Below are 13,283 nucleotides of genomic sequence, written 5' to 3' on the forward strand. Positions count from 1 at the left end.
CGGCCTCGGATGTCCCATCCGGGGCCATTTTCATGAGCTTTGGCGAGATCGTCACCTGATCCGCCTAGACCCGGAGAAGTCTAATTTCCGCGATCGGCCGGTGTTTCGGCTAGATCCAAATGCTCTTCTGCAAAATCAGTCTTTTTGTCCTAAGCCTATCACCTGAGTCTGCAACCGGGGGGTGTGTCACTGGCAATCTGATGCCAGAAGATGTTATCTAGGGTTGAGCCTGCACATTTGCGTTTGGTTTAGATCTGGCTGGCAAGCGTCTGGATGATGTATTCTAGCCGCCCCCGGTGACATGCCGCGACGCTTCACCCGTCCCATTCGCCCGCCGCGCTTGCGTTCGTTCGCCGCCGCCACAGAGGGCGCCGCGGCGCTCGAGTTCGCCCTGGTGGCGCTTCCGTTCCTCGCGCTGGTCGGCGCGATCGTCCAGATCGCTTTCGTGATCTGGGCCGGGCAGAACTTCGACCGCACCGTTCAGAACGCGGTGCGCAGCCTGTTCACCGGGCAGTTCCAGATCGCCAACGCCGCCACGAGCAGCCCGGCGATCCTGCTGCAGAAGCTCAACGACGCGATGTGCGGCACCGGTGCGAACCGGACGATGACGCTGTTCGACTGTTCCAGCGTGAAGATCGACGTGTCGGTCGCGTCGTCCTTTTCGGCCGGGGCCGGCGCGACGCCGATGAACGCCACCTCGCGGACCTGGAACAGCGGCTTCGGCACGAACTACGCCTGCGCGAAGCCCGGGGCGATCGTCGTCGTCACCGCGGCGGTGAAGATCCCAGTGTTCTTCAGCCTGCTGAACCTCGCCCAGAAGAGTTTCGCGGACGGGACTCACCTCCTGCAATCGACGGCGGTGTTCCGCACCGAGCCGTACCAGACCACGGCCTCGACCGGATGTTGAGGACCGGACTTTCGTGCCTCCGCAGCTTCGTACGCGCCCGCGGCGGCGTCTCCGCGATCGAGTTCGCGCTGATCCTGCCCGTGCTGCTGACGATCTGGGCGGGCTTGTCGGAATACGCGCATGCGATCGACAACTGGCGCAAGGTCGTCCTGCTCGCCCGGACGGTGTCCGACCTGACGGCGCAGGGAGACGCTCAGAACCCGATCGACGCGTCGCTGATGGGCGACATCCTCGCCACCTCCACGCTGGTGCTGAAACCGTTCGACGCCAGCCGCGTGAAGATCGTGGTCAGCGCGATGGCCGTCGATCTCACCAACCTCAACCTGGTCCCGCGGGTCTGTTCCAGCACCGCCAACGCCAACGCCTCGGCGCGCGCCACCGGCGCGGCCTCCGACCTGACCGTGCCCGTCGGGTTCCGCACCACCGGGGTCCGCTACGTCCTCACCGAGGTGAGCATGCCGTACACGCCGATGCTCGGTGCCTCGTTGGTCAAGCTCGTGAAGGGCGCCAGCACCGCGATCACGCTGAAGTCCAGCATCCCCTGGCCGGCGCGCGGCGGCCAACCCGCCAAGTCGACCTACACCGAGGTCTGGATGCCCGGAGGCGCCGCATGCCCGTGATCCCGACCCCGGCAGGCCGCAAGGCGTCGCTGCGTGGACAAGCCGGCCGCTTCGCGCGGGCGCGCGACGGCAACGTCGCCCTGCTGTTCGGGCTGATGGCCCTCCCGCTCCTCGGATTCACCGGCGCGGCGATCGATTACGGCTTCGCCACCTACCTCGAGACCAAGCTCCAGGCGGCGACCGACGCCAGCGCGCTCGCCCTCTGCCAGACGCCGATGGCGACGACGAACGCGGTGCTCCAGACGCAGGCGTCCACCATGATGACCGGCTACATGGGCGCGACCGGCCTCACGGTCGATCCGCTGACGGTGACGGCGAACCCGCGCCAGATCACCTTGACGACCCACATCGTCTCACCGGTCTTCTTCGGCCGCATCACGGGCGTGACGGCACCGCGCCCTGGCGGATCGGCGCGCTGCGCCACGCCAATCCCGAAGACCTTCGAGATCGCGCTGGTGCTCGACAACACCGGCTCGATGCTCGAATCGAGCGGCGGCCAGAGCAAGCTCCAGGCGGTGCAGACGGCGGCGACCAACTTCGTCAACTACGTCTACACCAACGCCGCCTTCGCCACCGGCACCAAGATCGCGATCGTGCCGTTCGCGGCGTCGGTCGCCTTGAACCCCACGACCTACCGCTACGCGACCTGGATCGACCAGAACGCCAAATCCTCCTACCACTGGGACAACGTGCTCTCGCCGTCCGGGTCCGGCTTCACCAACCGTTTCGATATCTTCACCAAGTTGCAGGCCGCCTATTCCGGTTGGGGTTGGGGCGGGTGCCTGGAGACGTTGCCGTATCCGCTGAACGTGCAGGATGGTACGCCGTCGAGTTCGAACGCTGACTCATACTACGTCCCTATGTTCGCGCCCGACGAGCCGGGCAATGGCGGCACCGGCTATCGCGACTACAATAGTAGCCGGAGCTATAACAGCTACATCGACGACTCGACGTACAACGCGTCCTGTCAGAGCCAGTCCAATGCGTCGTTCTTCGACGCGGAAGGTCGGGCGTGCAAGTACGTCAACCCGAAGAACGCTTCGCCGACGAATTCCAATTCCTCGACGAAGGTGCCGAACGGGCCGAACTTCGGCTGTACCACGCAGCCGCTCCAACGCCTGACCAGCGACACGTCCGTGCTGAAGACGACGATCAACGGCATGGCCGCCCTCGGATCGACGAACATCCACGAGGGCATGATGTGGGGGTGGCGTACGCTGTCTCCGATCAGCGTCTTCGCGGACGGGGCCGCGTACTCGTCGAACACCGTCAACAAGATCATCATCCTGATGACGGACGGGGCCAACAGTTGGGCGACGAACGGGTCCTCCTCCAACGGCTCGCTCTATTTCGCCGCAGGCTACCTCAAGAACGTCGACGGCACCGGCCCGACATCGAGGCTCGTCCCCGGCACGCCGACCGTGAACGATGCCGACAGCGCCCGCGACGCCGTCGACGCGTTGACCGCGCTGGCGTGCAAGAACGCGAAAGCCACGGGAATTTCGATCTACACGATCGGCTTCAGCATCCCGTCGGATCCCATCGACACGCAGGGCCTGAAGTTGTTGAGCGACTGCGCGACGACGGCATCCCAATCGTTCGTCGCCAACGATTCGTCGAGCCTGATCGGGGCCTTCAACCAGATCGCGGCGAGCATCGGCACCTTGCGGCTGACGCAATAGTCACGGCGCTTCGGCGGGCGACAGCGCGTGGAGCGGCCCGAGCGCGCTTTGCTGGATCAGCAGCGCGACGAGGCCCGACCAGCCGGTCTGGTGCGAGGCGCCCAGCCCCCGGCCGGTGTCGCCGTGGTAGTATTCGTAGCAGAGCACGTGGTCGCGGAAGTGCGGGTCCTCCTGCTCCAGCCGGCTCGTCGCCTGGAACGGGCGCGTCCCGTCCGATCCGCGGGTCGAAAGCCCGATCATGCGGTCGGCCAGCATGTCGGCGATCTCCTGCAACGAGAGGAAGGTGCCTGAGCCGGTCGGGGCCTCGACCCGGAACTCCGGCCCGTAATAGCGGTGGAACCGACGCAGGCCGTCGATCAGCAGGTAGTTGATCGGCAGCCAGATCGGGCCGCGCCAGTTCGAGTTCCCGCCGAACAGCCGGGTCCGCGACTCGCCCGGTTCGTAGGGCAGGGTGAGGTCGGCGCCGTCCCAGGCGAAGTGGAACGGCTGGCGCTCGTAGACCTTGGACACGCCGCGGATGCCGTGCGGCGACAGGAACTCGTCCGCGTCGAGCATCCGCCGCAGCAGCGCCTTGAGGCGATGCCCGCGCAGCAGCGACAGGAGCGCCGTGCCGCCTTCGCCCGGCTCCTGCCAGCGCGAGACCAGGGCGGCGAGGTCGGGCCGGTTCTCCAGGAAGAAGCGCAGGCGCTTCTGCAGGCCGGGGAGCTGAACGAGGTCGTCCTCGCGCAAAACCGCCACCGCGCAGATCGGGATCAACCCGACGAGGGTGCGGGCGCGGATCGGGATGCGTTCGCCGCCGGGCGTCTCGATCACGTCGTAGAAGAACTGGTCGGCCTCGTCCCAGAGCCCGCCCTTGCGCGCGGCGGCGTCGGCGATGAGCAGGAAGTGCTCGAAGAATTTTTGGGCCATGTCCTCGTAGGCGGGGTCGCGCAGGGCGAGCTCGACCGCGATCCGCATCAGCTCGAGGGCGTTCATCGCCATCCAGGCGGTGGCGTCCGACTGCGTCAGCGCCCCGCCCGCGATCGGCTTCGAGCGATCGAACAGGCCGATGTTGTCGAGGCCGAGGAAGCCGCCCTGGAACAGGTTGCGCCCGGACGCGTCCTTGCGGTTCACCCACCAGGTGAAGTTCATCGACAGCCTGTTGAACACCCTGAGCAGGAAGTCGTGGTCCGCCCGTCCGGTCAGCGCCCGGTCGAGGGAGAACACCCGCCAGGCGGCGAAGGCGTGGAGCGGCGGGTTGGCGTCGGAGAAGTTCCACTCGTAGGCCGGCAGCTCTGCGTTGGGGTGCCCGTAGGCCTCGTCGAGGAGGAGCAGGATCTGGCCCTTGGCGAAGTCCGGGTCGATCGTCGCGAAGACGAGGCTCTGGAGCGCGAGATCCCAGGAGGCGAACCAGGGGTATTCCCAGGCGTCGGGCATCGAGACGATGTCGTGCGCCCGCACGTGCCGCCAGTCGGCGTTGCGCCCGGCCTTGCGCGCTTCGGGCGGGGCCGGCTGGGCCGGATCGCCGTCGAGCCATTCGCGCACGTCGTAATGGTAGAGCTGCTTCGACCACAGCATGCCGGCCAAGGCCTGGCGCTGCACCGCGCGCCTGTCGGCATCCGCGACGTCGGCTTGCAGCGCGGCGTAGAAGTCGTCGGCTTCAGTGATGCGGGCGGCGAACACCGCGTCGAAGTCGGCGAAGGCGTCGCCCGGCGCGTCGGCGGCGCGGAAACGCAAGCGCAGGCTCTGCGCGCCGCCCGGCGGGACGACGAGGCGGTGACGGCCGGCGCATTTCGTGCCGGACCGGTCGGGGTTGACCGCATCCGCTTCGCCTTCGACCACGTGGCGGCCGATCGCGTCCTTCGAATAGCCGGCCCTCAGAGCGCCGAACAGGCGGTGGGCGTTGGTCTCGTTCTCGCAGAACAGCCATTCCGGCGCGCCGTCGGCGTGGAGCCGCATCGGCGGCATCGCGTGGTGGATGGCGAGCACGGTGCCGTCGGCGGCGAGCCGCAGGTCGGGACGCGGACCGTTCGCCCACGACCAGGTGTTGCGGGCGTAGAGCTGCGGCAGCAGCGTCAGCGTCGCCGCGTCAGGCCCGCGGTTCATCGCGGTGACGCGCATCAGCACGTCGTGCGGGCCGGCCTTGGCGTATTCGATGGTGACGTCGCAGTAGCGGCCCTCGTCGAACAGACCGGTGTCGACGAGTTCGAACTCGCGGTCGTCGAGGCCGCGGCGGGCGTTCTCCTCGGTCAGGCGCGAATACGGGAATTCTCCGTGCGGATACTTGTACAGCATCCGCATGTACGCATGCGTCGGCACGCCGTCGAGGTAATAGTACAGTTCCTTGACGTCCTCGCCGTGGTTGCCTTGTGCGTTGGTCAGGCCGAACAGGCGTTCCTTGAGGATCGGGTCGCGGCCGTTCCACAGGGCGAGCGACAGGCACCAATTGAGGTCCTTGTCGGCAAAGCCCCCGATGCCGTCCTCGCCCCAGCGGTAGGCGCGCGAGCGGGCGTGGTCGTGGGGCAGGTAGTTCCAGGCCTCGCCGTCGGCGCTGTAATCCTCGCGTACCGTGCCCCATTGCCGGTCGCTGAGATACGGCCCCCACAGGCGCCAGGCCGGGTCGGCGCGGGTCTCGGCGAGGCGGCGCCCCTCCACGGTGTCGAAGATGCGCGGCGGTCGGTGGGTGTGGGGCACGTCCGGGATCGCCTCCGTTCGGGCGCGTCGGGGACGGGGCGCCGACGCCGCGCGCGAGGCCGACCGGTCCCATGGGCGGCGCGATCGTGCAAGGGCGGGTTGAATAAGGCAGATGCCGGGGGCTGGTCACGCCGCGCGCGCTGGTCCACACCGCCATCCTGATCGGCCGCCTGATGGAGCATCCCGGTTTGGACAAGGCTTCCCTCGCCCCGCACGCCCACCAGGTCCTCCAGGACGCGACGCTGCCGGAATGGCCGAACCATTACCGCGGCAAGGTGCGCGACAACTACGACCTGCCGGACGGGCGCCGCATCCTGATCAGCAGCGACCGGATCAGCGCCTTCGACCGGGCGCTCGCCGCGATCCCCTTCAAGGGGCAGGTGCTGACGCAGACCGCGCGCTACTGGTTCGAGGCCACCGCCGACCTCTGCGCCAATCACGTCCTCGCCTACCCGGACCCGAACGTGCTCGTGGGGCGTCGCCTCGACATCCTGCCGGTGGAGATCGTGGTGCGCGGCTACCTCGCGGGCAGCACCGCGACCTCGATCCTGACCCAGTACAAGGCCGGCGCGCGCGCGATGTACGGCCACACCCTGCCGGACGGGATGCGCCCGAACGAGCGGCTCCCGCAGGCGATCATCACGCCGACCACCAAGGCCGCCGACGGCGCCCACGACGCGCCGCTGACCGCCGACGCGATCCTCGACCAGGGGTTGCTGACGGCCGAGCAGTGGCGCACCGTGTCGGAGACGGCGCTCGCGCTGTTCGCCCGCGGCCAGCAGCTTTCAGCGCAGCGCGGGTTGATCCTGGCCGACACCAAGTACGAGTTCGGCACCGATTCCGACGGCCGCATCGTGCTCGCCGACGAGATCCACACGCCCGACAGCAGCCGCTACTGGTTCGCCAAGACCTACCCCGAGCGCTTCGCCGCCGGCGCCGCCCCGGAGAGCTTCGACAAGGACTTCGTCCGCAACTGGGTGGTCGCGCGCTGCGACCCCTACACCGATCCGATCCCCGAGATCCCGGCCGAGATCGTGCTGGAGACGGCGGCCGTCTACATCAACGCCTTCGAGACCATCACCGGGCGGACGTTCACTCTTCCCGATCCCGCCGAGGTGCCACTCGAGCGCATCCGCCGGAACCTGAAGGCGTATCTTTCTTAACCGCTCGGGTCGAGACCAAGATCAGATGGTCTCCGCCGCCCGCGAAGGTAATCGGATACTCGGTTCTGGAAAAACCGGCGTTCAAATCCTCCCCGTCATCCCGGGGCGCCGGAGGCGAGCCCGGGATCCAGAACCGCAGGTCGTGTTCCAGTCTGCTTCGTCGGCGGCTCTCGATCCCGGGCTCTGCTGCGCAGCCCCGGGATGACGGCGTGGAACGAATACAGGGCCGATCCCTTCGCAGGCGTCGAGGTCGGACAACAGCGTTGCTCGCGACGGGCGAGCGCAAAGTAAGCTTCCATCACGCCGGAACGACGTTCGCCCCCGTCAGGCCCCGGCTGCGAAGCGCGTTGCGGCAATCGACGACGATCACGCCGCTGTCGCAGATCGCCGCGTAATCGATCGCGTCGTGGTCGGTGACGATGAGGACGGCGTGGAACGCCGACAGCGTCTCGGCCGTGAGCGCCGTGGAGGTCGCGCCCTTCAAGGCCTTGTAGGCGCGGGTGGTCGGAACCGCCGGCACGAAGGGGTCGTGGTAGTCGACCTGCGCGCCGCGGGCCTGCAGCATCGTCCAGAGCTTGAGCGCGGGGCTCTCGCGGATGTCGGAGATGTTCTTCTTGTAGGCCAAGCCCACGATCAGGATGCGGCTGCCGGACAGGCCGCGGCCGGCATGGGCGTCGAGGGCGCGGACGAGCTTGTCGAGCACGAAGCCCGGCATCTGCTGGTTGATCTCGCCGGCGAGCTCGATGAACCGGGTCGCGATGCCGAACTCGCGCGCCTTCCACGTCAGGTAGAACGGATCGATCGGGATGCAGTGCCCGCCGAGGCCGGGTCCGGGATAGAACGGCGTGAAGCCGAAGGGTTTTGTCTTGGCCGCCTCGATCACCTCCCAGACGTCGATGCCCATCGCGTCGAAGATCACCTTCAGCTCGTTGACCAGTGCGATGTTGACGGCGCGGAAGATGTTCTCCGTCAGCTTCGTCGCCTCCGCCGTCGCGGTGGACGACACCATCACCGTCCGGGCGACGAAGCGCGCGTAGAGCGCCTCGGCGAGCCGCGCCGCGTCCGGCCCGTCGCCGCCGACGATCTTCGGGATCGTCGCGGTGCTGAAGGAGGCGTTGCCGGGGTCCTCGCGCTCCGGCGAGAAGGCGAGGTAGAAATCCGTTCCGCTGCGATGGCCGGTGAGCGCTTCGAGCAGGGGTCGCACGACTTGGTCGGTGGTACCCGGCCAGGTCGTGGATTCGAGCACGACGAGCTGCCCCGGCCGCAGCCGCCTGGCGATCTCCTGGGTGGTCGTGCGGATGAAAGACAGGTCCGGTTCGCGCTGCAGGGTCAGCGGGGTCGGTACGCAGATCAGGATGGCGTCCACCGCCGCCAAGCCGTCGAAGTCGGCGGTGGCGCGGAAGCGGCCGGACCTCACAGCCGCCGCCACCGCGTCGGCCGGGATGTGCTCGAGGTAGGTCTCGCCGCGCATCAACGTCGTCGGCTTGTCGGCATCGATGTCGAACCCGACCACGTCGAACCCGGCCCCTGCGGCCGCGAGGCAGAGCGGCAGGCCGACATACCCTAAGCCGATCACCCCTAGGGTCGCGGCGCCGCCCGCGAAACGCGCGACCGCCTCCTCGACCGAGAGGCGGGGGCCGGCGGGTCGGGCTTCGCTCATCGAAGGGTGTCCATCGCCTGTCCCCGTGGACGGACCGGGCACAGAAGCCCGGATGCCGGATCCGATGCATGTCTTACCCGCTCCACGTCTTCAGGCCAGTGCGGGGGCATCGGTGCGGAAGGTTTTCCAGGCCGATCGTGTCCGGTGCAGATGAAGGTCTTGACCGGTCAAGACGGCTATGGGTTATGGCCGTCGTTCGAGAGTAGAGGCGGTCATGGCGGAAGATCACACCATCACGAAGGCACTTGCGGAGATCAGCCAGCGCCGCGATCTCCTTCAGGCCGAATACGAGCGGATCGGCACCGAGCTGGCGAAGCTGCAGATGGCCGAGGGCGCTCTGCGCTCGATCGTCGAGAACACGCCCCTGGACGCCGTCTCCGTCGCCGACGGCCCGGCCCGCAGAAACGCCGACCGCGCCGCCTCGAGCGGACAGCCCTCGACCCGCGGCCCGCGCGGGCCCCGGGCGAACTCCGCCAAGGGCCGCCTGCGGGCGCTGCTCGAAAGCGCCGGCCCGCAGGGGCTTTCCACCGCACAGGTGGCCCAGCGCCTGCCCGACGTCGCGCCGGCCACGCTGAACGCCTACCTCAGCACCATGGCCTCCAGCGGCGAGGCCATCCGCCGGGGCGACTTCATCAGCATCGCCAAAGCCGCGCCGTCCGAGGCCGATCCCGAATCCGATGCCGAGGACGGTGATGAGGACGGTGACGAGGACGCCGCACCGGCCGACGACGCGGACGTCGAGGCCGACGAGGCGCCGGAGGCGCACTGAACGGCTGGCGCTGCCGCACGGCGCCCTGCGGGCCAGGCTCGGCAGGCGGTCGTCGAACGCTGAAAAGGTTCGTCAGAACGCGTTCGCGATCGATCGCTACGAAAGGAAGGCCGATTTCGTCGGCTGAGTCGAGGGTAATATCGGCGTCGCGATGAAGCCCTGGTCGCCGCCGGATCAGACCGTTCAGGCGGAAGTCTCCGCCGCCGGCAGGGCGATCGCGACGCGTAGGCCCGGTGCGTTGTCGGCCAGGGTCAGGCGGCCCTGGTGTAGCCGGACGACCGCGGCGACGAGGCTCAGGCCCAGTCCGAAGCCGGGCGCCGAGCGGGCGTCCTCCAGGCGCACGAAGCGGTCGAGGACGCGTCCGCGCTCGGCCTCCGGGATGCCGGGTCCGCAGTCGGCCACCGTGACGACGATCTCGGAGCCGGCCCGCTCGGCCGCCACCGCGATCGTGCCGTCGCCGCCGGAAGCGGTTCCCGCGCCGTACTTGATGGCGTTGTCGACGAGGTTGGCGAGCGCCTGCCCCGCGAGCTCGCGGTTGCCGTCGATGATCAGGCCGTCCGGCGCCGAGACGGTGAGGTGCAGGCCGCGCTCCTCGGCCAGCGCCTCGTAGAGTTCGCCGATCGCCCGCACCACCGGCCCGAGGTCGACGGGCGCCATCATCTCGCGGGCGTTGCCGGCCTCCAGGCGCGCGATCATCAGCAAGGCGTTGAAGACCCGGATCAGACCGTCGCTGTCCTCGATCACGCCGTCGAGCGCGGCGCGCAGGGCGTCCGGCGAGCGTTCGCCGCGGAGCGCCTCGTCGGCGCGGTTGCGCAGCCGGGTCAGCGGCGTCTTGAGGTCGTGGGCGATGTTGTCGGAGACCTCGCGCAGGCCGCGCATCAGCTCGCCGATCCGCTCCAGCATCAGGTTGAGGTTCTGGGCGAGGCGATCGAGCTCGTCGCCGTTGCCCGCTACCGGCAGGCGCCGGCCGAGATCCCCCGCCATGATGGTGCCGGCGGTCTCGGTCATGGCGTCGACCCGCTTCAGCACGCGGCTGGCGACCACCCACCCGCCGATCACCCCGAGCAGGACCACGACGGCGAGCGAGGTGCCGAGGGTGCTGGCGATGACCCCGCGCAGGCGGTCGCGCTCCTCCACGTCGCGCCCGACGAGCAGGCGAAAGCCCCCCGGCAGGGTGAAGATCCGCACGATCGCCCGGTGGGTCTCGCGGCCCTGCGTCTCGCGGCTGCGGCCGTAGGTGGTCTCGGCCTGTCCCGGCGTCGCCAGCACGCTCGCGGGCAGGTCGCCGACGTTGCCGACCACGTGGTCGCCGTTGGCCGTGGTCACGAGGTAGAGCGAAGCGCCCGGCTCGGCCGCGCGCCGCTCGACAGCCCCGATCAGCCGGCGCAGCCCGCCGCCGTTGTACTGCTCGGCGAGCCCGTTGATCTCGGCGTCGATCGTCGAGACGATCTGGTCGTCGAGCACGCGCCGCGCGCTCCAGGCGATGGTGCCGAGCGCGACCCCGGCGCAGGCCGCGAACACGACGAGGTAGGCGATCGACAGCTTGAACGCCGTCGTCCGGAACAGTTTCTGGATGCGCGTGAGGGGGCCGTCCGGCGCCGAGGCGTGCGGCGTCACGGGGTTGGGATTCGCGACGGCGAAGGGACGGCCGTCGTCACTACGCCCGCGCCTCGTCGGCGCGCAGGATGTAGCCGGCGCCGCGGATCGTGTGGATCATCGGCGTTGCGGAGCCCTTGTCGAGCTTGGCCCTGAGGCGCGAGACGTGGACGTCGATGACGTTGGTCTGCGGGTCGAAGTGGTAGTCCCAGACGTGCTCCAGCAGCATCGTCCGGGTCACCACCTGGCCGGCATGGCGCATCAGGTATTCGAGCAGCCGGAACTCGCGCGGCTGCAGCGCCACGTCCTGGCCGGCCCGGGTCACGCGATGGGACAGCCTGTCGAGCTCGAGGTCGCCGACGCGGTAGGCGGTGGCCTCGGCGCTCGCGCCCGAGGCGCCGCCGCGGCGGGCGAGCACCTCGATGCGGGCGAGCAGCTCGGAGAACGCGTAGGGCTTGGGCAGGTAGTCGTCGCCGCCGGCGCGCAGGCCCTTCACCCGGTCGTCGACCTGCCCGAGCGCGGACAGGATCAGCACCGGCGTCGTCACCGCCTGCTCGCGCAGCGACCGGATCAGCGAGAGCCCGTCGAGCTTCGGCAGCATGCGATCGACGATCAGCACGTCGTAGGCGCCGTCGCAGGCGAGGCCGTAGCCGTCGAGGCCGTCGGTCGCGTGGTCGGCGACGTGGCCGGCCTCCCGGAACGCCTTGACGAGGTAGGAGACCGCCTCGCGATCGTCCTCGATGATCAGGAGCCGCATGGGTTCGGTCCATAGCGCGGACCGGGACGGGGCGGAATGGGTCTGGACGGTCACGATCCGGCTGTCCTCCTCCGATCGGTCGCCCGCATCCTGGAACCGCCCGGATGACCGGAGCATCGCGAAAAGATGACGGTTCGGACAGGTTCGCCGGTTCCGCGCGGCAGCCATGCGGGCGGGCGGGGATCGGATCGTGGGCCTTCGGCTTGTCCTGCCCCGCCGAGCGCATCGGATTTCAAGGACAGCCCGCATGAACGACATCTCACGCCGCACCCTGATCGCCGCCGGCACCGCGCTCGCCGTCGGAGGCGCCCGCGCCGCCGAGGGGCCGTCGCTGGAGCGGGCCGGCAAGGGCGCCGACGTGCTCGGGCCGCGCAACCCGGCGCGCGAGGCGGAAGACCCCAACACGGTCGCGCCGCCCACGACGGATCACGGCACCATGCCGAACCTGAAATGGTCCTTCGCCGACAGCCACATGCGGTTGGAGGAGGGCGGCTGGGCGCGCCAGACCACCGTGCGCGAACTGCCGATCTCCAAGGCGATGGCCGGCGTGACCATGCGCCTCAAGGCCAACGCGGTACGCGAGATGCATTGGCACAAGGAGGCCGAGTGGTCCCACATGATCAAGGGCCGGGCCCGGATCACCGCGATCGACGCGGAGGGCCGCACCTTCGCCGACGACGTCGGCGAGGGCGACCTCTGGTACTCCCCCTCGGGCATCCCGCACACGATCCAGGCGCTCGAATCGGACGTCGACGGCTGCGAATTCCTGCTGGCGTTCGACGACGGCGGCTTCTCGGAGGATTCGACCTTCCTGATCACCGACTGGCTCGCGCACACCCCGAAGGACGTGCTCGCCAAGAACTTCGGCCTGCCCGAGAGCGCCTTCGCGAACATCCCGGAGCGCGAACTCTACATCTTCCCCGGCCCGAAGCCGGGCCCGCTGGCCGGCGACCGCATGGGCGGGGCCGGCCCGATCCCGAAAGCGTTCAGCCATCGGATGCTGGCGCAGGAGCCGATCCGCACGAAGGGCGGGACGGTGCGGATCACCGACACGTCGAACTTCCCCGCCTCGGAGACGATCGCGGCGGCCCTCGTCGAGCTGGAGCCCGGCGCGATGCGCGAGCTGCACTGGCACCCGAACGGCGACGCGTGGCAGTACTACCTCTCGGCCAAGGGGCGGATGACGGTGTTCGGCTCGGAATCGAAGGCCCGCACCTTCGACTATCAGGCCGGGGACGTCGGCTACGTGCCGTTCGCCATGGGCCACTACATCGAGAACACCGGCGACACGCCGCTGACCTTCCTCGAGATGTTCAAGAGCCCGCGCTACGCCGACCTGTCGCTGCGCCAGTGGATGGCGCTGACGCCGCACGCCCTCGTCCAGGCGCACACCCGGATCGATCCGAAGCTGATCGACGGCCTGTCGGCGAAGAAGGGGCCGGTCGTGCCGCTGTAA

Annotated in this window: 10 protein-coding genes; 6 read left to right on the forward strand and 4 right to left on the reverse strand. The window is 69.0% G+C overall.

The window, feature by feature from the left end; all coding sequences use genetic code 11:
- Window positions 1–340: 340 nt before the first annotated feature.
- From MFF13_RS08895 to MFF13_RS08905, 3 genes are read left to right on the forward strand one after another with little or no spacing between them, the layout of a single operon-like run.
- Window positions 341–907, forward strand: a complete 567-nt coding sequence (locus tag MFF13_RS08895; protein ID WP_238271931.1) for a TadE/TadG family type IV pilus assembly protein — start codon at window positions 341–343, stop codon at window positions 905–907.
- On the forward strand, window positions 901–1,527 hold the full coding sequence (locus tag MFF13_RS08900; protein WP_147829330.1) for a TadE/TadG family type IV pilus assembly protein: 627 nt from the start codon (window positions 901–903) through the stop codon (window positions 1,525–1,527). The genes MFF13_RS08895 and MFF13_RS08900 overlap by 7 nt, the downstream gene beginning before the upstream one ends.
- On the forward strand, window positions 1,518–3,209 hold the full coding sequence (locus MFF13_RS08905; RefSeq protein ID WP_147829328.1) for a TadE/TadG family type IV pilus assembly protein: 1,692 nt from the start codon (window positions 1,518–1,520) through the stop codon (window positions 3,207–3,209). Before MFF13_RS08900 ends, MFF13_RS08905 begins: the two co-directional genes overlap by 10 nt.
- Here MFF13_RS08905 and MFF13_RS08910 read toward each other — a convergent pair whose 3' ends face one another.
- On the reverse strand, window positions 3,210–5,882 hold the full coding sequence (locus MFF13_RS08910; RefSeq protein WP_238271942.1) for an MGH1-like glycoside hydrolase domain-containing protein: 2,673 nt from the start codon (window positions 5,880–5,882) through the stop codon (window positions 3,210–3,212). It abuts the gene before it with no gap.
- Window positions 5,883–6,070: 188 nt separating this feature from the next.
- Here MFF13_RS08910 and MFF13_RS08915 point away from each other — a divergent pair, with 188 nt between their 5' ends.
- Window positions 6,071–7,045, forward strand: a complete 975-nt coding sequence (locus tag MFF13_RS08915; protein WP_187273652.1) for a phosphoribosylaminoimidazolesuccinocarboxamide synthase — start codon at window positions 6,071–6,073, stop codon at window positions 7,043–7,045.
- Window positions 7,046–7,343: 298 nt separating this feature from the next.
- Here MFF13_RS08915 and MFF13_RS08920 read toward each other — a convergent pair whose 3' ends face one another.
- Complete coding sequence (locus tag MFF13_RS08920) at window positions 7,344–8,705, reverse strand: nucleotide sugar dehydrogenase (protein WP_238271951.1); 1,362 nt, start codon at window positions 8,703–8,705, stop codon at window positions 7,344–7,346.
- Between the two features lie 214 nt (window positions 8,706–8,919).
- On the opposite strand from MFF13_RS08920, the gene MFF13_RS08925 reads away from it, so the two are divergent.
- On the forward strand, window positions 8,920–9,474 hold the full coding sequence (locus tag MFF13_RS08925; RefSeq protein ID WP_238271982.1) for a hypothetical protein: 555 nt from the start codon (window positions 8,920–8,922) through the stop codon (window positions 9,472–9,474).
- Window positions 9,475–9,657: 183 nt separating this feature from the next.
- Here MFF13_RS08925 and MFF13_RS08930 read toward each other — a convergent pair whose 3' ends face one another.
- Together MFF13_RS08930 and MFF13_RS08935 are read right to left on the reverse strand one after the other, a co-directional pair.
- Window positions 9,658–11,091 carry a sensor histidine kinase gene (locus MFF13_RS08930; RefSeq protein ID WP_238271953.1) on the reverse strand — a complete coding sequence of 478 codons (1,434 nt, stop codon included), beginning with the start codon at window positions 11,089–11,091 and terminating at the stop codon, window positions 9,658–9,660.
- Window positions 11,092–11,131: 40 nt separating this feature from the next.
- A complete protein-coding gene (locus MFF13_RS08935; RefSeq protein ID WP_147829318.1) occupies window positions 11,132–11,827 on the reverse strand; it encodes a response regulator transcription factor in 696 nt (231 codons plus the stop codon).
- A gap of 247 nt (window positions 11,828–12,074) precedes the next feature.
- Here MFF13_RS08935 and MFF13_RS08940 point away from each other — a divergent pair, with 247 nt between their 5' ends.
- Window positions 12,075–13,283 carry an oxalate decarboxylase family bicupin gene (locus MFF13_RS08940; protein ID WP_238271954.1) on the forward strand — a complete coding sequence of 403 codons (1,209 nt, stop codon included), beginning with the start codon at window positions 12,075–12,077 and terminating at the stop codon, window positions 13,281–13,283.

This window comes from Methylobacterium cerastii, from assembly GCF_022179125.1.
GTDB lineage: Bacteria > Pseudomonadota > Alphaproteobacteria > Rhizobiales > Beijerinckiaceae > Methylobacterium > Methylobacterium cerastii.

Excerpts from the sequence above, each read along its gene's own strand:
- MFF13_RS08900 (WP_147829330.1), top strand. The coding sequence starts at position 901 with ATGTTGAGGACCGGACTTTCGTGCCTCCGCAGCTTCGTACGCGCCCGC.
- MFF13_RS08905 (WP_147829328.1), top strand. The coding sequence starts at position 1,518 with ATGCCCGTGATCCCGACCCCGGCAGGCCGCAAGGCGTCGCTGCGTGGA.
- MFF13_RS08920 (WP_238271951.1), bottom strand. The coding sequence starts at position 8,705 with ATGAGCGAAGCCCGACCCGCCGGCCCCCGCCTCTCGGTCGAGGAGGCG.
- MFF13_RS08925 (WP_238271982.1), top strand. The coding sequence starts at position 8,920 with ATGGCGGAAGATCACACCATCACGAAGGCACTTGCGGAGATCAGCCAG.
- MFF13_RS08935 (WP_147829318.1), bottom strand. The coding sequence starts at position 11,827 with ATGCGGCTCCTGATCATCGAGGACGATCGCGAGGCGGTCTCCTACCTC.
- MFF13_RS08940 (WP_238271954.1), top strand. The coding sequence starts at position 12,075 with ATGAACGACATCTCACGCCGCACCCTGATCGCCGCCGGCACCGCGCTC.